Origin of the sequence: Chryseobacterium sp. KBW03 (assembly GCF_003852415.1) — a bacterium.
Lineage (GTDB): Bacteria > Bacteroidota > Bacteroidia > Flavobacteriales > Weeksellaceae > Chryseobacterium > Chryseobacterium viscerum.
This window is the reverse complement of sequence record NZ_QAJO01000005.1, coordinates 747,676-770,937: the sequence shown is the minus strand read 5'-3', so window position 1 is coordinate 770,937 and position 23,262 is coordinate 747,676. Positions and strand designations below refer to the sequence as shown.

The 23,262-nt window shown below is 35.0% G+C and carries 18 protein-coding genes; 15 read left to right on the top strand and 3 right to left on the bottom strand.

Features of this window, described 5'->3' with window-relative positions; translation table 11 throughout:
* Positions 1-285: 285 nt before the first annotated feature.
* The 3 genes from DBR39_RS15005 to DBR39_RS14995 all read right to left on the bottom strand — a co-directional run bounded on the left by DBR39_RS15005 (position 286) and on the right by DBR39_RS14995 (position 3,372).
* The gene (locus DBR39_RS15005; RefSeq protein WP_103233554.1) at positions 286-1,944 is read right to left on the bottom strand and encodes a ribonucleoside-diphosphate reductase subunit alpha; all 1,659 of its coding nucleotides are present in this window, start codon (positions 1,942-1,944) and stop codon (positions 286-288) included.
* A 56-nt stretch (positions 1,945-2,000) separates the two neighbouring features.
* Positions 2,001-2,291 (bottom strand): hypothetical protein, encoded by a 291-nt coding sequence (locus tag DBR39_RS15000; RefSeq protein ID WP_124534416.1) that lies wholly within the window; start codon positions 2,289-2,291, stop codon positions 2,001-2,003.
* Between the two features lie 106 nt (positions 2,292-2,397).
* Positions 2,398-3,372, bottom strand: coding sequence for a ribonucleotide-diphosphate reductase subunit beta (locus tag DBR39_RS14995; RefSeq protein WP_103233559.1), 975 nt, complete (start codon positions 3,370-3,372; stop codon positions 2,398-2,400).
* Positions 3,373-3,796: 424 nt separating this feature from the next.
* Between DBR39_RS14995 and DBR39_RS14990 the strand changes: the two genes are divergently transcribed.
* The 15 genes from DBR39_RS14990 to DBR39_RS14920 all read left to right on the top strand — a co-directional run bounded on the left by DBR39_RS14990 (position 3,797) and on the right by DBR39_RS14920 (position 23,258).
* On the top strand, positions 3,797-4,486 hold the full coding sequence (locus DBR39_RS14990; RefSeq protein WP_124534414.1) for an ABC transporter ATP-binding protein: 690 nt from the start codon (positions 3,797-3,799) through the stop codon (positions 4,484-4,486).
* 90 nt (positions 4,487-4,576) lie between these two features.
* On the top strand, positions 4,577-5,806 hold the full coding sequence (locus tag DBR39_RS14985; protein WP_124534412.1) for an ABC transporter permease: 1,230 nt from the start codon (positions 4,577-4,579) through the stop codon (positions 5,804-5,806).
* An 84-nt stretch (positions 5,807-5,890) separates the two neighbouring features.
* A complete protein-coding gene (locus DBR39_RS14980; RefSeq protein ID WP_124534410.1) occupies positions 5,891-7,162 on the top strand; it encodes an ABC transporter permease in 1,272 nt (423 codons plus the stop codon).
* Between the two features lie 122 nt (positions 7,163-7,284).
* Entirely contained in the window at positions 7,285-8,496 is a 1,212-nt protein-coding gene (locus DBR39_RS14975; RefSeq protein WP_185147195.1) for an efflux RND transporter periplasmic adaptor subunit, read from the top strand.
* Positions 8,497-8,672: 176 nt separating this feature from the next.
* Positions 8,673-9,239 carry a hypothetical protein gene (locus DBR39_RS14970; RefSeq protein ID WP_124534406.1) on the top strand — a complete coding sequence of 189 codons (567 nt, stop codon included), beginning with the start codon at positions 8,673-8,675 and terminating at the stop codon, positions 9,237-9,239.
* Between the two features lie 56 nt (positions 9,240-9,295).
* The gene (locus DBR39_RS14965; protein ID WP_124534404.1) at positions 9,296-10,816 is read left to right on the top strand and encodes a glycosyltransferase family 39 protein; all 1,521 of its coding nucleotides are present in this window, start codon (positions 9,296-9,298) and stop codon (positions 10,814-10,816) included.
* Positions 10,817-10,996: 180 nt separating this feature from the next.
* Positions 10,997-11,902, top strand: coding sequence for an NAD(P)/FAD-dependent oxidoreductase (locus DBR39_RS14960; protein ID WP_124534402.1), 906 nt, complete (start codon positions 10,997-10,999; stop codon positions 11,900-11,902).
* Positions 11,903-12,274: 372 nt separating this feature from the next.
* Positions 12,275-13,540 carry a serine hydroxymethyltransferase gene (glyA, locus tag DBR39_RS14955; RefSeq protein ID WP_124534400.1) on the top strand — a complete coding sequence of 422 codons (1,266 nt, stop codon included), beginning with the start codon at positions 12,275-12,277 and terminating at the stop codon, positions 13,538-13,540.
* Between the two features lie 57 nt (positions 13,541-13,597).
* A complete protein-coding gene (locus tag DBR39_RS14950) occupies positions 13,598-14,056 on the top strand; it encodes a regulatory protein RecX (protein ID WP_124534398.1) in 459 nt (152 codons plus the stop codon).
* 353 nt (positions 14,057-14,409) lie between these two features.
* A complete protein-coding gene (locus DBR39_RS14945; protein ID WP_124534396.1) occupies positions 14,410-16,338 on the top strand; it encodes a polysaccharide biosynthesis protein in 1,929 nt (642 codons plus the stop codon).
* Positions 16,339-16,376: 38 nt separating this feature from the next.
* Positions 16,377-17,201 (top strand): polysaccharide biosynthesis/export family protein, encoded by an 825-nt coding sequence (locus tag DBR39_RS14940; RefSeq protein ID WP_124534394.1) that lies wholly within the window; start codon positions 16,377-16,379, stop codon positions 17,199-17,201.
* Positions 17,202-17,207: 6 nt separating this feature from the next.
* Positions 17,208-19,604, top strand: coding sequence for a GumC family protein (locus tag DBR39_RS14935; protein WP_124534392.1), 2,397 nt, complete (start codon positions 17,208-17,210; stop codon positions 19,602-19,604).
* Positions 19,604-20,899, top strand: coding sequence for a nucleotide sugar dehydrogenase (locus tag DBR39_RS14930; RefSeq protein WP_124534390.1), 1,296 nt, complete (start codon positions 19,604-19,606; stop codon positions 20,897-20,899). Before DBR39_RS14935 ends, DBR39_RS14930 begins: the two co-directional genes overlap by 1 nt.
* A gap of 6 nt (positions 20,900-20,905) precedes the next feature.
* On the top strand, positions 20,906-22,096 hold the full coding sequence (lhgO, locus tag DBR39_RS14925) for an L-2-hydroxyglutarate oxidase (protein ID WP_124534388.1): 1,191 nt from the start codon (positions 20,906-20,908) through the stop codon (positions 22,094-22,096).
* Positions 22,097-22,133: 37 nt separating this feature from the next.
* Positions 22,134-23,258 (top strand): DegT/DnrJ/EryC1/StrS family aminotransferase, encoded by a 1,125-nt coding sequence (locus DBR39_RS14920; protein WP_124534386.1) that lies wholly within the window; start codon positions 22,134-22,136, stop codon positions 23,256-23,258.
* Positions 23,259-23,262: the final 4 nt, after the last annotated feature.

Genomic DNA, 23,262 nt, shown 5'->3' with positions numbered 1-23,262 from the left:
TCCAATGAGTAAGTTTAAATATTTTAATAATCAATGATTTATAAAAAAAAAATAATTATATACAACCTATTTATTCAATAGAAATGGGCTTTAGCCCATTTTCACAAAAACAAATCATCCATCGGCTTTAGCCAAAACTTATCAACACTATAAGAATCATCTGTGATAATCTGCGGGCAAATAAATTATTAATCAATTGGCTTCATCCAAGACTATTATATTGAAAACGACAAAAGCACACCTTTCGGTATGCTTTTGTAAATATAGCGTGTTTATTACTTGGTCCTATGCCTCGCAGCTTGAGCATGATACGAAGTTAACCATCATTTCTTTTGAAACAGATGAACTTCTTTGGTAGTAAAGCGTTTTTACTCCTTTTTTCCAAGCTTCAATATAAAGATAATTTACATCTTTTACAGGCATTGTAGAAGGAATCTGAAGATTCAGTGACTGTGCCTGGTCAATATATTGCTGTCTCTGTGCTGCCTGAGAAATAACCTCCATTGGAGAGATTTCTTTGAAAGTTTTGAATACTGCCTTCTCTTCAGGAGAAAGCTCATTCAGGTGCTGTACAGATCCGTGGTTCAACATGATTGTTCTCCATGTTTCTTCGTTATCCAATCCTTTATCTTTCAATAGTTTTGCCAGGTATTTATTCTTACGCATAAAGTTCCCTTTAGCAAGACCTGCTTTATAATAGTTGGAAGAGAAAGGTTCGATTCCCGGAGAAGTCTGTCCTAAGATTGCAGAACTTGAAGTGGTAGGAGCGATAGCCATTGTTGTGGTGTTTCTTAGCCCGTATCCTTTCAATACTTCCGGTTCTCCGTATATGTTGGCAAGTTCTCTTGAAGCCTGCTCAGCCTGTTCTTTAATATGTCTGAATGCTCTTGCATTGAATTGAGTTGCCTCAAAGCTTTCAAACGGAATCATATTTTTCTGTAAATAAGAGTGGTATCCTAATACTCCTAGTCCAAGAGCTCTGTGACGCATTGCAAAAGTTCTTGCTCCCTGCAGGTAGTAGTTACCCTCAGTTTTGTCAATAAACTCAGATAAAACAGCATCCAGGAAGTATACCGCTAGTTTTACAGCATCTGTATCTTTCCATTCGTCATACAGTTCAAGGTTCATAGAAGACAGACAGCAGATGAAAGATTCTTCCATAGTAGATGGAAGCATGATTTCAGAACAAAGGTTACTTGCGTTCACCGTCATTCCTAAATCTTTATACACCTGAGGTTTATTTCTGTTCACGTTGTCTGTGAAGAAAATATAAGGAAGACCTTTTTGCTGACGGCTTTCCAATACTCTTGCCCAAACTTTACGTTTCTCCATATCACCGTCTATCATATCCTGCATCCAGTAATCCGGAACACATACTCCGGTAAACAGGTTCTGAATAGGGCTACCGATATCTTTAATGGATAAAAATTCTTCAATATCTCCGTGGTCAATATCTAAGTAAGCTGCAAAAGCTCCTCTTCTTACACCTCCTTGAGAAACTACATCCATAGCTGTATCGAAAAGTTTCATGAATGAAACTGCTCCTGAAGACTTTCCGTTATCAGTTACCGCTGTACCTCTGTTTCTCAATTCTCCAAAATATCCTGAAGTTCCTCCTCCGATTTTAGTCTGCATGATTACTTCACCCATTTTGTGAGTAATTCCTTCAATACTGTCCGGAATATGGGCGTTGAAACATGAGATAGGAAGACCTCTTTCTGTTCCCATATTAGCCCATACAGGAGAAGAGAAACTGATCCATCCTTTTGTGATCATTTCTTTGAATGCCTGTTGAAGTTCTGGCTTGTATAATCTTTTTGCAGCAGCAGTGGTAATTCTGTCGATAGCTCCGTCTACCGTTTCACCTTTCAACAGATATCCTCTGTTCAGCATTTGCTCAGACTCTTCATTGAGCCACCATATATTTGAATTTTGCTCTTCCATAGATGTTATATTTTCGAATTCCGGAATGAGAGAATCACTCCGGAATTTTGTTTTTTTTATATTATTGATTGTAAAATTTCTACTTTGTGGGAACCGTTCAGCCCGCTTTCATCTCTTAATCTCTGAAATTCTTTAAAAGATGGAACATTCAAAACCTCATGCTGAACTTCTTCATTGATGTAGTTTGAATAATGAACAAAAGTAACACCGTCCTCCTTTACATAGACTTTATACTCAAAGGTGGAAGGATCTATATTTTTGAGGTCCTCCAGAAACTTTTGGATATTAGTTTTGTTGTTCGGAACAAATTCGGGGTTTACCGTATAGGTTACTATTACATTGATCATCTTTTATATTTGTGCTTTACTAATGAACAGTATTCCACTAAATGGTCAGTAAGGAGAGAATTCTAATACTGACTGCTTTGACGCTCGCTTCGCTCGCGCCCCAGTATTAAAACAAATCGTTTGCTGTAATACTCTTATCGTGCTTCGTATAGTCTACAGGTCTCTTCGCGAAGAAATCATCTAATGAGTTGGCGAAAACTTCCTCTTCGAACCATACCATTGGTTTGTATTGTTCCGGAGTAATGTTATATCTTGTTTTCATGTTGATTTTCTTCAAACTGTCGTCTACACGGTATTTCATGAAGTTTAACAGATCTTCTTTAGATACATTGTCGATTTCTCCCAATTCGAAGATCCAGCTAAGGATATCTCCTTCTCTTGCGATAGACTCATCTACTAACGTGTAGATATCTTCAATGTCGCTGTCTGTTAGTAAGTCAGGCTGCTCTTCACGGATTTTGTTGATCAGATAGATTCCTGCATTAGCGTGAATCTGCTCATCGATTGAAGTCCATGCGATGATATTGGAAACGTTCTTCATGAATCCTTTAAATCTTGTGAAAGAAAGGATGATGGCAAATTGCGAGAAAAGAGAAACGTTTTCCACCAAAATACTGAATAACAATAATGCAGAAACATATTCTTTCGGAGTGGCGGAATTAGCGTGCTTTAAAGCATTTCCAAGAAATTCTATTCTTCCCTTTACGGCAGGAATTTCGATTACGTTAAGGAATTCATCATTATATCCTAATACCTCTAATAAACGGGAATATGCTTCAGAATGACGAAACTCACATTCTGCAAAAGTAGATCCTAATCCATTGAACTCCGGCTTTGGAAGGTGGTTGTATAAATTTCCCCAGAATGTCTTTACAGACACCTCGATCTGTGCAATGGCTAAGAGCGCATTTCTCACAGCGTGCTTTTCATGTGGTTCCAACTGCGAATGAAAATCCTGAACATCTGCAGTAAAGTCCACTTCCGAATGCACCCAGAACGATTTGTTGATGGCCTCTACAAATTGAAGCACCTCCGGGTATTCAAATGGCTTATAACTTACTCTTTTATCAAAAATTCCCATATTAAATATCTTTATAATTAAATAATTTAGATCTCTGTGGATAACGTTCCGGAAATACTTAAGTTTTTGTTTGTCTGCAGATTGTGAATTAAAGTTATTCACTTTCGCAAATCCATATTTCTTGTAAAGAACTAATGACAAAGTTCGAAAAAAAGAACTGATTTTGAAAGGGGTAAATACTAATCGTCTGACTTTTAGCCGGAAAAGTTTTCCACATTTACATGAAACAGGCTCGAATAATAGGCTGGACCGCAATATTGAGGATAAATGGGTACAAATACCTAGTTACAGTTAAACATAAAAATGTAAAATATCATGAATAAAGGGTTAATGTGTTAAACAAAAAAATATTTGAATAAATTTTTATTCTTGTAACAATTTGAAAATATCATCTACTTATTGGGTATAAAACATACATCACTTAATGTTAGTAATTCAGGATTTAAATAAGTCATACGATACAGGGAAAAGCAAACTTCATGTTCTCAAAGGAATTAATCTGAATATTTCTGAAGGAGAGTTTGTTTCTATTATGGGAAGTTCCGGTTCGGGAAAATCTACGCTTCTTAATATTATTGGGATTCTGGATGAAAAAGATTCGGGAACTTATGAATTGGATGGTGTTCCTATCGAGCATTTATCTGAAATAAAAGCCGCAGAATACAGAAGTAAGTTTTTAGGATTTATTTTTCAATCTTTTAATCTTATCAATTATAAAACAGCTTTGGAAAACGTAGCGCTTCCTCTGTACTATCAGAATGTACCGAGAAAAGAACGAAATAAGAGAGCGATGGAATACCTGGAGAAAGTAGGGCTTGCACAATGGGCAGATCACCTTCCCAGTGAGCTTTCCGGTGGACAGAAACAGAGAGTGGCTATTGCCAGAGCTTTGATTACGAATCCAAAAGTAGTATTGGCAGATGAACCTACAGGAGCATTGGACTCCAAAACTACTCATGATATTATGAAACTTCTTCAGGATATCAACAACGAAGGAAGAACAATCATCGTTGTAACCCACGAGCCCGATGTTGCTGCACAAACCAAAAGAAATGTAATACTGAAAGACGGGATTATTGAAAGTGACGAGTTTATTAAGCAGATTGTGCTTTAGGAATTTGATAATTTGAAAATGAGATAATTTGAAAATTTAATGATTCGGTTTTAATCTTTAAATTTTTCAATCTTTTAATACCAATAAAAAATGTTTGACCTAGATCGTTGGCAGGAAATATTCAGTTCTATCCGCAGTAATGTACTTCGGACAGTACTTTCAGGGTTCACAGTAGCTCTGGGACTGTTTATTTTCATTGTACTTTTTGGAATTGGAAAAGGACTTCAGAATGCTTTCTCTGAAGGGTTTTCAGGAGATGCCAAAAACCTGATTTCCATTACCACAGGGAAAACTACATTAGCTTATAAAGGGTTGCAGTCAGATCGTACTGTTACGTTGAATAATAATGACTATGATTTTCTTATTAATACTGATAAGAAGAATGTAGGAGCTTCAAGTCCAAGATATAATGCCAGTTTAATGGTGAAGTACGGAAAGGAAAGCGGAATTTATCAGGTACACGGAGCGGAACCAGGTGAACAGATCATTGAAAACCGAAAGATGATTGATGGTAGATACATTACCCCCCGGGACTTGGCAGGAAAGCAAAATGTTGCAGTTATCGGAAGGATGGTGCAGAGAGATTTGATTAAGAACGGAAGTCCTGTAGGAAAGGAGCTTGATATCAACGGGACCATGTTTAAGGTTGTAGGAGTGTTTTCCGATGATGGAGGAGACTGGGACGAAAGACATATCACAGTTCCTATTACGACTCTGCAGCAAATGAAAAAAGGTTCTGATACCGTGAGTATAGCTTATATCTCTTACAGTGACAAACTGACTCCAGATCAGGCTATCAAATACGGAGATGAATTAAAAGATAGATTAAAATCAAGAAAAAATGTTTCTCCTGATGATGAAAATGGGGTAAGGGTCTGGAACAATGCCAAAAACATGAACGATACATTCGTTTTTATGGCAGTGCTTACAGCGATTGTTGGATTCATTGGACTGGGGACATTACTGGCCGGAATTATCGGAATCAGTAACATTATGGTGTATATCGTAAAAGAAAGAACCAAAGAGATAGGAGTGCGAAAAGCGATTGGTGCAAAACCAAGCGGAATTGTAGGTCTGATTGTTCAGGAAAGTGTTGTGATTACAGTGGTATCCGGACTTATCGGAGTTGGAGTAGGGGTTTTAGCATTAAGTCTTATTGGCAATAGCCTTGAAGAGTTCTTTATTAAAAGCCCAAGTGTAGGATGGGGAGCTATTTTGATGGCATTCATTGCACTGATTTTTTCAGGATTAATTGCAGGATTTGTTCCAGCGTACAGAGCTTCAAGAATTAAGCCGATCGAAGCACTAAGAACAGAATAAGAGATAGGCTAAAAGACGAAGAAAAACATCGTCAGATAAAACAAATTGATAGAATTCATAATTTATAACATATAATTCAAAAAGGTGAATATCATATTTAAAAAAGATACTTGGCAGGAGATCTATTATTCATTGAGGAATAATAAACTCCGAACATTTCTTACCATGATTGGTGTAGGATGGGGGATGTTTTTGTATGTGAGCCTTCTTGGAGCAGCAAAAGGAATGGAGAATGGTTTTGATAAATTATTTTCAGGTTTTGCAACCAACTCAATCTTCCTTTGGGCACAGAAAACCTCTATTCCCTATGAAGGATTTCCGAAAGGAAGAGAAGTCCACCTGAAGCTCACCGATATGGAAATGCTGAAAAGGAAAGTAACAGCCATAGATTATATATCACCTCAAAATGCCAGAGGAAGCTTTACCGGAACACCGGGAGAAGCTATGTCCAGGAATGGTAAAAATGGAACGTATTCGCTTACAGGAGACTACTCTGTAGGAAATAAAATTTCAGAAAAGAAACTGATCTTTGGGCGCTATATCAATGATGCAGACGTTTCCGGAAATAAAAATGTAGTGGTGATTGGGGAAGAAATTTATAAGAACTTTTTTGATTCCAAGAAAAAGGAAAACCCAATTGGACAGTCGATCAATATAAAAGGATTGTTCTTTAATGTCATTGGAGTATTCCGGGTAAAAAAAGGAGGTGGGTTTGAAAATGACCAGACCGCTTTTATTCCACTTTCCACGTATACGAAAGTATATAATGCGGGAGATCAGATTGATATGTTCGCTATTGTAAGTAAGCCCAATGCTAATGTTAATTCAGTAGAAGAAGATGTAAAGCAGGTTCTGAAAACAAAGAACAAAGTTTCACCTGAAGATACGAATGCTTTCGGGAGTTTCAATTTGGGGAAAGAATTTAAAAAACTGACAGGCTTTCTTACAGGAATGCAGCTGTTGACCATTATAGTAGGAACATTAACGATCCTTGCAGGCGTAATTGCTATTTCCAATATCCTGTTGATTACGGTAAAAGAAAGAACCAAGGAGATTGGAATCAGAAGAGCGTTGGGAGCGAAACCGGCTGAAGTACGAAATCAGATTTTGCTGGAAAGTGTTGTGATCACACTCTCCTCGGGATTATTAGGCTTTATGTTTGGAATCTTTGTGCTCATGATATTAAATGCAGTCACCCAGGGACAGGATTCATTTCCTTTCTATAATCCGACGGTCAACTATGGAAATGTATTTGCAGCCATGGCAGTAATGGTGATTTTAGGACTGATTATCGGAATGATCCCTGCGCAGAGAGCCGTGAAAATCAGACCGATTGAAGCATTAAGAACGGAATAATTAATTTGAAAATAAAACTCATCTGAACGTTTTAGAATAAAGAGGAACAGGTTGTCAGCAGGCTGGATGAATCTTTTAATTTTTAAATCATTCAATCTTTTAATAAAAAATAAACTATACATATGAAAAAGAAATTCACTTGGAAAAAAGCCATTTATATAGTGTTGGGGCTTTTCTTTGCAGTGGCATTGTTCTCAGGGATTAGCTATCTTGTAAAATCTAATTCTAAAGAAAGTGAAGCTTTCCTTACCCGTAAACCTACCGTTCAGAACATGGATGATAAGGTAATGGCTACAGGAAAAATTGTTCCCAAAGAAGAAATTGAAATTAAACCCAATATTGCCGGGATTATAGATAAAATCTTAGTAAAAGAAGGAGATAAGGTAGAAGTAGGACAACTGATTGCTACCGTGAAAATTGTTCCAAGTATCTCTGAAGTAAATGCTGCTCAGCAGGAAGTTCAGAATGCGCAGATTCAGATCAGCAATGCTCAGATGAACGTAGGAAATATGCAGAAGCAGTTTGAAATGCAGGAAAAATTGTACAAGCAGGGAGTAGCTTCTAAACAGGAGTTCCTGAATTCTCAGCAGCAATTGTTTTCTCAACAGCAAACTCTTAAAAATTCTCAGCAGCAATTGAATACGGCTCAGAAAAGATTACAAATTGCTAAAACAGGAGCAACTCCTGAACTTCAGGGACAAGGATTAGCTACTACGGAGATCCGTTCCAAAGCTTCAGGTACCGTACTTGAAGTTCCTGTAAAAGCCGGAAGCCAGGTGATTGAAGCCAATAATTTCAACGCTGGAACAACGATTTGTTCAGTGGCAGATTTGAACTCATTGATCTTTAAAGGAGAAATTGATGAAGCACAAGCCGGAAAGCTAAGTCAAGGTATGGATATGAACATCGTGATCGGTGCATTACAAAATAAAACGTTCCCTGGAAAACTGACCATGATTGCTCCTAAAGGAAAGGATAATGCAGGAACTATCAAATTCCCGGTAGAAGGTAATGTAAGTAATCCCAATAATGATTATATTAGAGCTGGTTTTTCTGCGAATGGTGAAATTGTTTTGAGTTCTCAGAAAAATGCATTATTATTGGATGAGTCTTTAGTTCAGTATGAAAAGAAACAAGGTAAAGACGTTCCTTTCGTAGAAGTAAAGCAAAAAGACGGAAAATTCAAAAAAGTATATGTGAAACTTGGAGCGAGTGACGGTATCAACGTTCAGGTTCTTCCAGGATCAAATATTACAAAAGACACTGATGTGAAAGTTTGGAACCCGTCTGATAAAGACAAAGAAGAACTGAAAGAAAAGTCTAGCAAGAAATAATAAACTACACTATACACTTTTAAACTGTGAATCCCGGAGGAATTTTTTCTCCGGGATTCTTTTTGCATTAAATTTTTGCTAATACTATTGACATCTAAATTCTTAACATTGAATCGAGAAGTCATTTAACAAACATCAAATAATTTCCTACATTTGATCTAAACATCAATTGAAAAATGTGCCGATACGCTGTAAAAACTTATAAATCACACTATGTATGCTTTAAATGCCGAAAATCATTTAAACAACCTGATATAGATGATATTTTACGACGGATTAAAAAAGAAAAAATATACCATGAATCAGATGGAAAATCGATTCGTAAAGTAGGATCTGTTTTTACAAAAACAAAAACAGAAGAGTTAAAAGAACTCGTTTCAGAGATAGGAAGCAGAAGTATAAGATGTCCTGAATGCAGAAATATAATGGCCGACCTTGGAAAAGATTTCAAAGCTCCTAAAAAAACGGCAGTAAAGGAATGGAAAATTGTAGAAAGTCTTTTTAAAACAGGAAAATGCTTTCATAGCTGTGGTTGCGATGGGATAGGATATATTCCCAAAAATACAAAAGACTATGCAATTTATTTGAAAACCATCTTACAGACATATGAAGAATATTTGATTTCCTATCAGAATGTGTCTATAATAGAATGTCCCGATAAAAATGAAAGAATTAATTACTGGTCTGAAAATATTCAAAAGGTAAAAACTGAAATTATTGACAATAAGTTTGAGACGGTATGAGAATGTAATATAAAATAGGTTTAAAATGTCTTAATTTTAAATTAAAACTATACCCCATGAAAAAAGACTATTGGATTCTGTTTCTTTTCATTATTGCAAAATTTGTACTTCAGTATGTGTTGATCAGCCCAGAATATGAATTGCAGCGGGATGAATATTTACATCTTGATCAGGGTAACCATCTTGCATGGGGCTATCTCTCCGTTCCCCCAGTAAGTTCATGGATTTCCTGGCTCATAAAAATATTGGGTAATTCCGTGTTTTGGATCAAATTTTTTCCGGCACTATTCGGAGCATTAACGATGGTTGTTGTCTGGAAAGCCATACAAGAATTGAAAGGAAATCTTTTTGCTTGTACATTGGCGTCTTTTGGACTCTTATTCTCCGTTTTACTTCGTTTGAATATGCTGTATCAGCCCAATTCTCTGGATGTTCTTCTATGGACCTCTTTTTTCTATATCCTGATCAAATATGTCAGTACGGACAATACAAAATGGCTGTACTGGGGAGGAGTTATTTTCGGAATTGGTATTTTAAATAAATACAATATAATTTTTCTTGCAATGGGTTTTATTCCTGCTATTTTAATGACAAAGCAAAGAAAAATCTTTATAAATCCGCATGCCTATGGAGCAATGCTTCTTGCTTTAATAATCGTTTTGCCCAATCTTATCTGGCAGTATCATAATGGTTTTCCTGTGATTCACCATATGAAGGAGCTTTCTGAAACCCAATTGGTCAACGTCAATAGATTTGATTTCCTTAAATCCCAGCTTTTGCTCTTCATTGGAGTGACCTTTGTAATCCTTTTTGCATTGTATGCTTTGTTATTCTATAAACCCTTTGCGAAATTTCAGTTTTTCTTTTGGGGCTATGTGATAACAATAGGATTGTTTTTATTTTTCAAAGCAAAAGATTATTATGCCATTGGACTTTATCCTGTTTATATAGGTTTTGGAGCTGTTTATTTAGGCAATATTTTACAGTCAGGATGGAAGAAGTTCCTTCAACCTGTTTGTATTTTGCATCCGATAATTCTCTTTGTACCTATGTACAATATCGCATTTCCCAATAAAAGCCCTGAATTTATAGCCAGTCACCCTGAATCTTATAAAAAGTGGGGCCTCTTGCGTTGGGAAGATGGAAAAGACCATGCCCTGCCTCAGGACTTTGCAGATATGCTGGGCTGGAAAGAACTGGCCCAAAAAGTAGATGAAAAATATTCCACATTGGCAAAATCCGGAAATACACTGGTGTTATGTGATAATTATGGTCAGGCTGGAGCTATTAATTATTACTCGAAAAAAGGAATAAAAGCGGTGTCATTTAATGCAGATTATATCAACTGGTTCGATTTGAGTAAAAAATATAAAAACCTCATTAGAGTTAAAGACCGTCCGGAACATGAACTTGAAGAAACAGGACCTTATTTTGAAAATTCCTCAATAGTAGGATCCGTCACTAATCCTTATGCAAGAGAAATAGGGACTACAATTTTTAGTTTTGAAAATGCAAAAATAGATGTCCGGAAAAAAATTCAGGATGAAATTGATGATGATAAAAAGCGATGGAAATAGCATTCCATTAAGTTCTATTAGTTGAAAAACTTTGATAATAGTTGCTTTCACTTTGAAACGGGAAGTTTGATAAAAAATATTATTGCAACTTTATTGCGTTAATGAAAATTATGTTAACTTTGCACTATCAACTATCAACTATCAACTATCAACTATCAACTATCAACTATCAACTGAAATATGGAAAACAAAAACTTTGATGTCATTATAATAGGAGGAAGCTATTCAGGATTATCCGCAGGAATGTCTTTAGGGAGATCTCTAAGAAATGTTTTGATTATTGACAACGGAAAACCTTGCAACAGACAGACACCTCATTCACATAATTTTATTACCCATGACGGAAAAACACCGGCAGAAATTGCTCAGCTGGCAAAAAAAGATGTTGAAAAATACAACACGGTCAAGTTCTATAACGGAACCGTTGCAAAAACAATAAAAACAACGGAAGGTTTTGATGTTGAAATATCATCCGGTGAAAAATTTCATGCTAAAAAATTAATTCTGGCATCTGGTATAAAAGACTTAATGCCGGCTATCCCGGGATTTGCAGAATGCTGGGGGATTTCTGTTTTACACTGCCCCTACTGTCATGGCTATGAAGTGAAAAATGAAGTAACCGGAATTCTTTCTAACGGAGATATGGCTTACGAATTTTCAAAACTGATTTTTAATATGACCAAAAACCTTACATTATTTACCAATGGAAAGGCGGCACTTACTGATGAGCAAATCGAAAAATTGAATCAGAATAAAATCATTCTAAACGAAGATGAAATTGTAGCAATAAAACATGAAAACGGTTCTATTCAAAAAATAGTTTTCAAAAATGGGAAGGAGATTACTTTACAGGCTTTATATGCGAAAATTCCTTTTGAACAGAATATAAATGCATCTGGTGATCTGGGGTGTGAATTGACAGAGCAGGGATTCATTAAGATAGACATGATGCAAAAAACAACTGTTCCGGGAGTTTTTGCCTGTGGAGATAATGTTACGATGATGCGTTCCGTAGCGAATGCCATAGCACAGGGTAATTTTACAGGTGCTGTGGTGAATAAAGAACTTGCGGATGAAGAATTTTAATGGCTTTCTTATAATAAAGTTGTTTAAACTTTATAAAACCACACAAGTCACTAAAGTTTTCATTTCAAAAAACTTTAGTCCATTTAAGTAATTATAAAATGAGTTTATAGAAAAGTTTACATAAGATGAAAATCAAAGATTTTTATAAAACTTAGATTTACTTATTATGCATAAATCCTGGCCTTAAAAAACTTAAGTGTTTAAAATTTTGTGCCTTTTATGGCTAAAATAAACAATGTAAAAGTTTATAAGGCTTCCATATAAAAGGAGGTGTTTTTTCATTTTTAGCGGTTAAAAATCATTTTTTCGATATAGAAATCTCGACGAAAATTCCGTACATTTGGGGTGGAAATTTCAAAAACTAAAAGTAAAATGGATATTATTTTCGACCTGATTGAAAAAGAAAGACAAAGACAAACTCATGGATTAGAGCTTATTGCATCAGAAAACTTTGTTTCTGAAAACGTGATGAAAGCAATGGGAAGTGTACTGACAAACAAATATGCTGAAGGATATCCCGGAAAAAGATATTACGGAGGATGTGAAGTCGTAGATGAGGTTGAAACTTTAGCGATCAACAGAGCAAAAGAACTTTTCGGAGTAGACTATGTGAACGTTCAGCCACATTCTGGCTCTCAGGCGAATGCAGCCATTTATCTTGCAGTTTTGAAACCTGGTGATAAGATCATGGGGATGGACCTTTCAATGGGAGGACACCTTACTCACGGTTCAGCAGTGAATTTTTCCGGTATTCAGTATAATGTAGTTTCTTACGGAGTTCAGCAGGAAACAGGTCTTATCGACTATGACCAAATGAGAGAAGTAGCATTAAGAGAAAAACCGAAAATGCTTATTGCAGGTTTTTCAGCTTATTCAAGAGATTTAGATTATGCTAAATTCAGAGAAGTTGCAGACGAAATTGGGGCTACACTTTGGGCAGACATTGCTCACCCGGCTGGTTTGGTAGCAAAAGGATTATTAAACTCTCCATTCGAACACTGTCATGTAGTAACTACTACGACTCATAAAACCTTAAGAGGTCCAAGAGGAGGTATGATCATGATGGGGAAAGATTTTGAAAATACATATGGCCACAAAACTCCAAAAGGAGAAATCAAAATGATGAGCCAGGTATTGGACGGAGCGGTATTCCCAGGTATTCAGGGAGGACCACTTGAACATGTGATTGCTGGTAAAGCTGTTGCTTTCGGTGAAGCTTTGGATGTTCAGTTCGAAACTTACGCAAAACAAGTTAAAGCAAATGCTCAGGCACTATCAAAAGCAATGATTGACAGAGGTTTTGATATCGTAAGTGGGGGTACAGACAATCACTTAATGTTGGTAGACCTTAGAAATAAAGGAGTAAATGGTAAAGAAACAGAAAAAGCATTAGTACTTGCTGATATTACCTGCAACAAAAATATGGTTCCTTTTGATGATAAATCACCATTTACAACATCTGGTATCAGATTAGGAACTGCTGCCATTACAACAAGAGGACTTAAAGAAAATGATATGAATACTATTGCAGAATTAATTTCTGAGGTGGTAGACAATATCAAAAATGAAGAAGTTCTTACATCAGTAAGAAAGAAAGTTAACGAATTAATGGAAGGAAAAGCTTTGTTCAATTACTAACAAGCATTCCAATATTATATAAAGAATGAGCAGTCTGCTCATTCTTTTTTTATACAAATGGAAAAAAAATCTTATACTTTCGACGAAATCAAACAGAAACTGGTCAATTACTGTGTTTACCAGGACCGCTGTCATGCAGAAGTGGAACAAAAGATGAGAGAGTTTCTGCTTATTGAGGAAGCAAAGGAAGAAATTATTCTGTACCTCCTGAAAGAAAATTTTCTGAATGAAGAAAGATTTACACGGAGTTATATCAGAGGTAAATTTTATATCAAACACTGGGGCAGAACCAAAATAAAAATGAATCTGAAGCAAAAACAGATTTCCGAGAGACTGATCAATTCTTGTTTTGATGAGATATATGAGCCTGATTATGAAAAGACGATCAGAAAGATTTTTGAAGATTATTATTCCAAACAAACCGGCTTGAAAGAATATCAAAAAAAAGCTAAGACAATAAAATATTTGATGAGCAAAGGTTTTGAATATGAGAAAATAATTGATATTTTTGACTAAATTTTAATAAATTAAAAAAAAACTTGACCATGATTTCTTTAAAAAAAACAATCAGTTCATTGAAAAAGATTGATATATAGAGATTTAATGATTTCTTTTCAAAAAAACAGCTTTAGTAAAGGGTTTTATAGATAAATATCGCCTTTGTAAGAGTTCTAATGGTATGATTTTTGTCTGCCTGTTTAGCTGTATCGTGATGGAATTATTAAATTTCATAAATGTAACATCAAATTTATTTTTGATTTCAACATATTGAGATAAATTTATTTTATTTTTGCATGATTGTATCGGAATTATCTTTGATTGGATAATTAGATATTACACTTAATTAAATATGAACACCAATATAGACAATGTACAATTCTCTTAGGAAAACAATATTTGGAGGGGATAATGTTGTCAATCTCTCAGACGTAAGATATCTTCCTAGATGGATAATTCTTGTAATAGATATTATTATCTTAGTAATATCTCTATTTCTTTCTACTTATATAATCGAAAAAATCACCCAAAGGGAGTTTATTTATCATGAAGATAAAAGTATAATCTTTGCTTTTATCATTGTGGTGAATACTATCTTTATGTATGTTTTCAAAACATATGCCGGGATTATACGCCATTCAACATTTATAGATTTATTTAAACTTCTGATATCCTGTTTTTGTACAATGCTTGCCATTGGTACGATCAACATGCTTTATTTCTGGAGTACGGGAGGTAAGTTTATAATGGCCCCTTACCTGGTACTGTATTTTGTAATTTCGTTTATGGGTTTATTTCTTTTCAGATTATATGTCAAGGAATTTTTCCACATTGTGCGGGAGTACAGAAGAAGTGCTTTGAAAAAAAGGATTTTAGTATTAGGAATTGATGAGCAATCAATTGCCATAGCCCGTGCTATTCTGGATAATCCAAGTTTACCTTATCAGGTAGTAGGTTTTTTGACTCAAAGAACAGATTCTAAAAGAGCATCTCTACTGGGAAAACCAATTTACGAAAAACAAAAAATAGAAGAAAACACAAAAGAAGACCTTATGATTGATGGGGTTCTCATCGTTAAGGAAATGATGGCCAGAGATGAGATGAATGCGTGGGTAAATTTATTTTTGGAAAAAGATCTTAATGTCTTAAAAGCTCCATCAGTACAAAAATTGAGAGATAGTGATTTGGGAGGATCTATTAAAAGCCTTCAGATTGAAGATTTGTTAAATAGAAAACCTATTAAAATTCAAAATGAAAAAGTAAGAAGCAGACATTTTGATAAAACAGTGTTGGTAACCGGTGGGGCAGGGTCCATAGGAAGTGAGATTGTGAGACAGGTTGCTTATTTCAATCCTTCATTAATTGTAGTACTGGATCAGGCGGAAACACCTCTTTATGAAATTGAGCTTGAAATGAGAGAGAAATTCCCTCATATTTCATTTAAGTTTGTTTTGGGAGATGTTTCAAATCAACACAGAATGGAATCTTTATTTCAATTTTACAACTTCTCAATGGTTTATCATGCTGCGGCTTACAAGCATGTGCCTCTTGTGGAAGAGAATCCTCACGAAGCTATTTTTGTGAATATTTTAGGATCTAAGATTATTGCTAAACTATCCAGTAAATATAAAGTAAATAGGTTTGTGATGATATCTACGGATAAAGCTGTTAACCCTACAAATGTAATGGGAGCTTCTAAGCGTGCCGCAGAACTATTTGTACAATCACTTCAAAATGTCGAAGGAAATGTTACCAAGTTTATTACAACAAGATTTGGAAATGTTTTGGGATCTAATGGTTCAGTAATTCCGCATTTTAAGAAACAGATTGAAGCAGGTGGCCCTGTAACAATTACCCATCCTGATATTGTAAGATATTTTATGACCATACCAGAAGCCTGTGAGCTTGTTCTTCAGGCCGGAACAATGGGAGAAGGAGGAGAGATCTTTGTTTTTGATATGGGAGAACCTGTTAAAATATTAGATCTTGCCAACAGAATGATAAAACTATCCGGATTTGAACCTAATATAGATATTAAAATAATTTATACGGGTTTAAGACCTGGAGAAAAACTTTATGAAGAGCTGTTAAGCGATAACGCAAAAACACTTCCTACCCATAATGAAAAAATTATGATCTCTAAAGATCCGTCAATGGGATTTGAAGAAATAGATTTGTTAACTAGACATATTACAAAAGCTTCTTTAAGACGAGATAAAGTAGAGGTTGTTAAAATTTTGAAAACAATTGTGCCTGAGTTTAGAAGTAATAATTCTATATATGAGGCGTTAGATAAATAGATAAATATAAATGTATATTTGCACAATTTAAAAATATAATGAAAGGAAAAATATTAGCAGTAGTATTGGCATCCTCTTTAGTGATTTCCTGTAAGGTTAATCCCAATGCTAAGAATGATTTAAATTATATGCAGAATATAGAGCAAGTGGCCATTAGTGCCTCTGCTAAAAATTCTGGAAACACAATACAAACCGGAGATCAGCTTGTAATTCTTATTACAGCAAAAGATACGGATGTTGTAAAACCTTTTAATCAAAACTATTCTTCATCTGAGTTTATTCAAAGTAATAATTATGCGGGTGGAAACACCCCGAATCAGGGAGCTTTGACAATTTCAGGACCAATGTATATTGTAGATACTAATGGAGATATTGATTTTCCAATTTTGGGAAAAATAAATACATCAGATAAAACTTTAGTTGAACTTAAAGATGAGCTAAGGGATAAAATGACAAGATATGTTATTAATCCAACAGTCAATATGAGACTTGCTAATTTTAAAGTAACTGTTTTAGGGGAAGTGAATAGACAAGGCGATTATACCATTGCAAATGGACATGCAACAATATTAAATGCACTAGGACTTGCCGGAGATTTGACACAATATGGGAAAAGAAATGAGATCCTGATCGTAAGAACGGAAAACGGTGTCGTTTCACATGGTCGTGTCAGCCTATTGGATGCTAATCTGATTAATTCGCCATATTATAATCTTAAACAAGGTGATGCTATTATTGTTTCTTCAAGCAATACAAAGGATGTTTTAGCAAAACAAAATCCCAATACAGGCCTTTACCTGACAGCAATTTCTATCGGTGTTACAGCCATTGCAGTAGTAGTAAGTTTATTTAATAAGAAATAAAAATTGATGGATAATCAGCGATCTTCACAATTCTCAGAAGAAGAAAACAATTCACACACGATTAATATTAGTGAAATTATAAAACCATATATCAGAAAATGGCCTTGGTTTATCATAAGCGCATTTACTGCTTTGGTAATTGGCTATATTTCATTAAAATTTATGGTTCCTGTATATGGTATACAGTCTACGATTCTTATCAAAGATTCTAAAAATTCTTCTTCACCAGTAATGGCAAACGATTTAGGAGTTTTACCTGATTTATCAGGAATTGGAGGACTTAAAACAAATAGTATATCCAATGAAATAGAAATTCTGAAGTCAAAAAAAATGATGGGTGAGGTTGTCAATAATCTAAACCTTCAAACTAATATTACTGCAAAAGGAAAAATCAGAACTTTAGAGTTATACAAAGAAACTTCACCGATAGAAATAAGAGTAATTGCAGAAAAACCAGGTATGAGTCCTGTAAATATAATGCAGCTTGCAATAGATGGAGAGAAGTTAACTTTGAGTGGTGAAAACCTTAAAAAAGAAGTTGTTACAACTTATGGCAGAACAATAAGTTTACCATTTGCAAATATTATAATAACAAAAAATCCTAAATTTAATTCAGCGGCAATTAAAGGCTTAAATACTAATAACCTGACGCTTCAGCTATCTTCTTTGGAAGCAACGGTAAATAGTCTTCAGGGGCCACTTAGTGTTGATCTGGTAAATAGAGAAACTACTGTACTTAAGCTTGGATATCAATATCCTCAGATATCTAAAGCGAAAGATATTATCAATAGCCTGGTAGTAGCTTATAATAATGACGCTATTTTAGATAAGAATTCAGAATCAAAAAAGACTTTAGATTTTATTGAAGATAGAGTCAAAAAATTGTCAGGAGAATTAGGCGAAGTTGAGAATCAGAAAGAAAGCTTTAAATCTAAAAATAATCTTACTGATTTAGAAACAGAAGCTAAAATTAATTTAGAAAGCTCAGCAGCAGCTAGAGCCAAGCAATTGGATGTAGATGCTCAGCTGGAACTTACAACAGCTCTTATAGGCTATGTTTCTAAACAAGGACAATATCAGGTTTTACCCGCAAATGTGGGCTTAAATAGTCCTGAGGCAGTATCGGGAATATCTTCTTATAATCAGCTTGTTTTACAAAGAAACAGACTGCTTGAATCTGCTACAACAGAAAACCCTGCTGTGGTAGATGTTACAAAACAAATTAATGCAATGCGTAGTTCTATTATGCAAAGCCTTCAAAGAAACAGAGTAGGCTTGGAGCTTGCAAAAAATGAATATCTAGGAGAACAAAATTTAGTTTCCGGAAAGATCTCAAAGCTTCCTTCTATTGAAAAAATGTTTAGAAGTATAGAAAGACAGCAGCAGATTAAAGAAAATTTATATTTGCTTTTACTTCAAAAAAGAGAAGAGACTGCTATTGCACAATCTATTACAGCTCCAAAAGCAAAAGTTGTAGATACTGCATATGCTTCACCTGCGGCAATTTCTCCGAAAACCAATGTTATTTTAACGGTTTATTTGGTAGCTGGCTTATTAATTCCTTTTATTATTATTTATTTGACAACGCTCTTCAATAATAAAATTGTTACCAAACATGATCTTGAAAAGCTTGTGCATGCACCAATTATTGCAGAACTACCTAGTCTTGAAAAAGGAGACTCCGATATTGTTAAGGTAAATGATATAACCCCTATGGCTGAAGCATTCAGAATTCTTATTACCAATATGAATTTTATGCTTCCTAAAGAGAAAAAAGGAAAAGTTGTTTTTGTTACTTCCACTGTAAAGGGAGAAGGAAAAACATTTGCATCCGTTAATTTAGCTTTAACATTAGCAAATCCTAAGAAAAAAGCAATTATTATAGGATCTGACATCAGAAACCCGCAGTTACAAAGATATAACCCTGCCAGAAAGGGATTAACGGGTCTTACAGAATATCTATATAGTGATCAAACGAAAATGGAGGATATTATTCATGTATCTTCATTTAACCCCTATTTGGATGTTATCTATTCAGGAATGATTCCGCCAAATCCTACAGAGTTATTATCCAGTGGACGTTATGAGGTTCTTTTAGATGAATTAAAAGATAAATATGAATATATTATTTTAGATACAGCTCCATTGCTTCTTGTTACTGATACTTTCCTTATTGCAGATCTTTCTGATGTCATCATTTATGTGTCCAGATCTAAGTACACAGAAAAGGCACTCTTAGAATTTGCAAATAGTAATATTGATCAGAAGAAAATCAAAAATGTAGGATTTGTACTTAATGATGTAAGTAGAGAAAATTTAGGATATAGCAACAAATATGGTTATGGTTATAATAACCACGTTGAACAATCATGGTTTCAAAAAATAAAAAATAAACTTAGTTAATGATGAAAACGTATAAAATAGCAGTTATAGGACAAGGCTATGTAGGTCTTCCTCTGTCTCTTGAATTTGCAGGCCATTATCCGATCTTCGGATTTGATATCAATACACAACGTGTTGAACAGCTTAATAACGGACAGGATATAACGCTTGAGGCAGATATTGATAAATTAAATGAAGGACTTAGAAAATATAATGAATCTAATGGCTCTTTAGGATATAAAGCAACAAGCCAGCTTTCTGAAATTTCAGAAGCTAATATATTTATTGTAACAGTTCCTACACCTATTGATAAGTATAATGCTCCGGATCTGAATCCGTTGATTTCAGCTTCAAAAATGTTAGGTGAAATTATCAAAAAGGGAGATATTGTTATTTATGAATCAACTGTTTTCCCTGGATGTACTGAAGAAGAATGTGTTCCTGTTTTAGAAAAATATTCAGGACTGAAGTTCAATGAAGACTTTTACGTAGGATATTCACCGGAGAGAATCAACCCGGGAGATAAAGTAAATACTCTTACCAGCGTAAAAAAAGTAACTTCAGGTTCTACTGAAGAAATAGCAGAAGAGGTTGACAATCTTTATAAGAAAATCATTACTGCAGGTACTCATAAAGCACCTAGTATTAAAGTAGCTGAAGCTTCAAAGGCTATCGAAAACGCCCAAAGAGACGTTAATATTTCTTTTGTTAACGAATTGGCTTTGATTTTTGATAGAGTGGGTATTGATACCAATGATGTGTTGGAAGCTGCTGGTACAAAATATAACTTCCTTAAATATAAGCCAGGATTGGTAGGAGGACACTGTATTTCAGTAGACCCTTATTATCTTGCTCACAAAGCAGAACAGTTGGGATATCACCCGGATGTCATTTTATCAGGAAGACGTGTAAACGATTCTATTGCAAAGTTTGTTGCTTCAAAAGTAGTGAAGCTTCTTATTGCAAAAGGAGGAGTAATCAAAGATTCTAATACACTGATCTTAGGAGTTACATTTAAAGAAAACTGTCCGGATGTAAGAAATACCAAAGTGGTGGATATTTATAAAGAACTGGCAGATTTTGGAGTAAATGTAGATATTTATGATCCATGGGCAAGTAAGGAAGAAGTAAAGCACGAATACGGAATTGATATTTTAGATGCTCTGGAGGAAGGTAAAAAATATGACTCTCTGGTCATTGCAGTTTCGCACAACGAGTTCCTTGAAATGGATCTGAATCAGTTGAAAAAAGAAAATGCTGTAGTTTTTGATACCAAAGCATGTTTAGATCGAAATCTGGTAGATGCAAGATTGTAAGAGACAATGAACTATGATATTATAATCATTGGTGCAGGTTTGGTAGGACTGGCTACAGCCTATCAAACCAAACTGAAAAATCCTGATTCTAAGATCTTAATTTTAGAAAAAGAAAATGATGTGGCACTGCACCAATCAGGACACAACAGTGGAGTAATCCACAGCGGAATATATTATAAGCCAGGAAGCCTTAAAGCAAAGAATTGTATCGAAGGGTACAATTCAGTTATTAATTTTGCTGAAAAACACGGAATAAGATACGACCTCTGCGGTAAAATAATTGTTGCCAGTTCACAGGAAGAATTACCCCTTTTAGATAACATTTATAAAAGAGGGGTAGAAAATGGCCTTCAGAATTTGAAATATCTCTCAAGAGAAGAATTTCGTGAAATTGAGCCCCATTGTGAAGGAGTGAGAGCGATCAAAGTTCCACAAACCGGAATTATTGATTATCCCGGGATAGCAAAAAAGATAAAAGAGCTTTTTGAAGAACTTGGAGGAGAAGTAAGATTTAATAATGAAGTAAAAAACATTATTGATAAAGGGACTGAAATTATTGTAAACACCAATATTTCCGAATTTAAGACCCAAAAGTTAATTTCCTGTGCAGGATTGTATTCTGATAAGATTACCAAAATGACCAACGAAAAGAATGACGTGGTCATTATTCCTTTCAGAGGAGAATACTATAAAATTAAGGATGAAAAAAAACATCTGGTAAAACATCTTATTTACCCGGTACCTGACCCGAGCTTTCCATTTCTTGGAGTTCACTTTACCAGAATGATTGATGGTAATATTGAAGCTGGACCCAATGCAGTGCTGGCTTTCAAAAAAGAAGGATATAATTTTTTCGATTTCAATTTCAATGAAACCATGCAGACCATGTTATGGCCAGGATTCAGAAAGATTGTAGCAAAATACGGAAAAACCGGAATGGGAGAAATGCACCGTTCACTTTCCAAATCCGCATTTACAAAAGCCCTTCAAAAGCTTTTACCGGAAATACAGGAAAATGACCTTGTAGTAGGTGGATCAGGTGTAAGAGCTCAGGCTTGCGACAGAAACGGAGGATTAATTGATGATTTTGATATTGTGAAAAATGGAAATATCATTCATGTTAGAAATGCCCCTTCTCCGGCAGCCACTTCCTGCCTTTCTATAGGAAATAAAATCAGTGAGCTCATAGTAAATTAAAACATGCACCTCTGAGTGCGCTCAAAAAACAAAATATATGAAAATTCAAATGGTTGATCTTAAAGGTCAATATCTGAGAATCAAAGAAGAAGTAGATGCTGGTATTCAGGAATGTATTGACAATACCGCATTCATCAACGGCCCTGCTGTAAAAGAATTTCAACAGGATTTTGAAAAATATTTAGGCGTAAAACATGTTATCCCATGTGCTAACGGAACAGACGCTCTGCAAATTGCCATGATGGCACTTGATCTGCAGCCTGGTGACGAAATAATTTGTCCCGCTTTTACTTATGTAGCCACTGCAGAGGTAATTGGCCTTTTAGGATTGAAACCCGTAATGGTAGATGTAAACGAAGATACGTTTGATATCGAACTGGAAGGTTTGGAGAAATATCTGACACCGAAAACCAAAGCGATTGTTCCCGTTCATTTATACGGACAAAGCGCGAATATGGAAAAGATTCTTGAATTTGCTAAAAAACATAACCTTTTTGTCATCGAAGATAATGCTCAGGCCATTGGTTCTGATTACACTTTTTCTGATGGAACGGTAAAGAAAACTGGAACTATAGGACACATCGGATGTACTTCATTTTTCCCTTCAAAAAATCTTGGATGCTATGGTGACGGAGGAGCATTGATGACTAATGATGATGAATTGGCTTTGAAAATCCGAATGATTGCCAACCATGGTCAGGAGAAAAAATACCACCACAAAGTATTAGGTTGTAATTCAAGATTAGATACCATTCAGGCAGCAGTTTTGAAGGTTAAACTAAAGCATTTGGATGAGTATTCTGCTGCCAGAAATAAAATGGCAGACTATTATGATGAAAAGCTTGCAAACATTGTTGAAGTTCAGACTCCGAAAAGAGCCGGGAACTCTAATCATGTATTTCATCAATATACCCTTAGAGTGAAAAACGGAAAAAGAGACGGATTACAAAAATATTTGGCAGAAAAGAATATTCCGAGTATGGTATATTACCCTTTGCCTCTTTATAAGCAGGAAGCTTTTCTGCAATACGTAGAAGAAGGTTTCAGTCTTCCGGTTACTGAGCAACTTTGCGCAGAGGTTATTTCTCTTCCTGTACATACAGAGTTTGATCAGGAAGTATTGGATGTTATTGTTACAGAAATTAAGAATTATTTTAATTAATATA

Coding starts and splice junctions, on each gene's coding strand:
- DBR39_RS15005 (WP_103233554.1), bottom strand. CDS start 1,944: ATGGAAGAGCAAAATTCAAATATATGGTGGCTCAATGAAGAGTCTGAG.
- DBR39_RS15000 (WP_124534416.1), bottom strand. CDS start 2,291: ATGATCAATGTAATAGTAACCTATACGGTAAACCCCGAATTTGTTCCG.
- DBR39_RS14995 (WP_103233559.1), bottom strand. CDS start 3,372: ATGGGAATTTTTGATAAAAGAGTAAGTTATAAGCCATTTGAATACCCG.
- DBR39_RS14990 (WP_124534414.1), top strand. CDS start 3,797: ATGTTAGTAATTCAGGATTTAAATAAGTCATACGATACAGGGAAAAGC.
- DBR39_RS14985 (WP_124534412.1), top strand. CDS start 4,577: ATGTTTGACCTAGATCGTTGGCAGGAAATATTCAGTTCTATCCGCAGT.
- DBR39_RS14975 (WP_185147195.1), top strand. CDS start 7,285: ATGAAAAAGAAATTCACTTGGAAAAAAGCCATTTATATAGTGTTGGGG.
- DBR39_RS14970 (WP_124534406.1), top strand. CDS start 8,673: ATGTGCCGATACGCTGTAAAAACTTATAAATCACACTATGTATGCTTT.
- DBR39_RS14965 (WP_124534404.1), top strand. CDS start 9,296: ATGAAAAAAGACTATTGGATTCTGTTTCTTTTCATTATTGCAAAATTT.
- DBR39_RS14960 (WP_124534402.1), top strand. CDS start 10,997: ATGGAAAACAAAAACTTTGATGTCATTATAATAGGAGGAAGCTATTCA.
- glyA (WP_124534400.1), top strand. CDS start 12,275: ATGGATATTATTTTCGACCTGATTGAAAAAGAAAGACAAAGACAAACT.
- DBR39_RS14950 (WP_124534398.1), top strand. CDS start 13,598: ATGGAAAAAAAATCTTATACTTTCGACGAAATCAAACAGAAACTGGTC.
- DBR39_RS14945 (WP_124534396.1), top strand. CDS start 14,410: ATGTACAATTCTCTTAGGAAAACAATATTTGGAGGGGATAATGTTGTC.
- DBR39_RS14940 (WP_124534394.1), top strand. CDS start 16,377: ATGAAAGGAAAAATATTAGCAGTAGTATTGGCATCCTCTTTAGTGATT.
- DBR39_RS14935 (WP_124534392.1), top strand. CDS start 17,208: ATGGATAATCAGCGATCTTCACAATTCTCAGAAGAAGAAAACAATTCA.
- DBR39_RS14930 (WP_124534390.1), top strand. CDS start 19,604: ATGATGAAAACGTATAAAATAGCAGTTATAGGACAAGGCTATGTAGGT.
- lhgO (WP_124534388.1), top strand. CDS start 20,906: ATGAACTATGATATTATAATCATTGGTGCAGGTTTGGTAGGACTGGCT.
- DBR39_RS14920 (WP_124534386.1), top strand. CDS start 22,134: ATGAAAATTCAAATGGTTGATCTTAAAGGTCAATATCTGAGAATCAAA.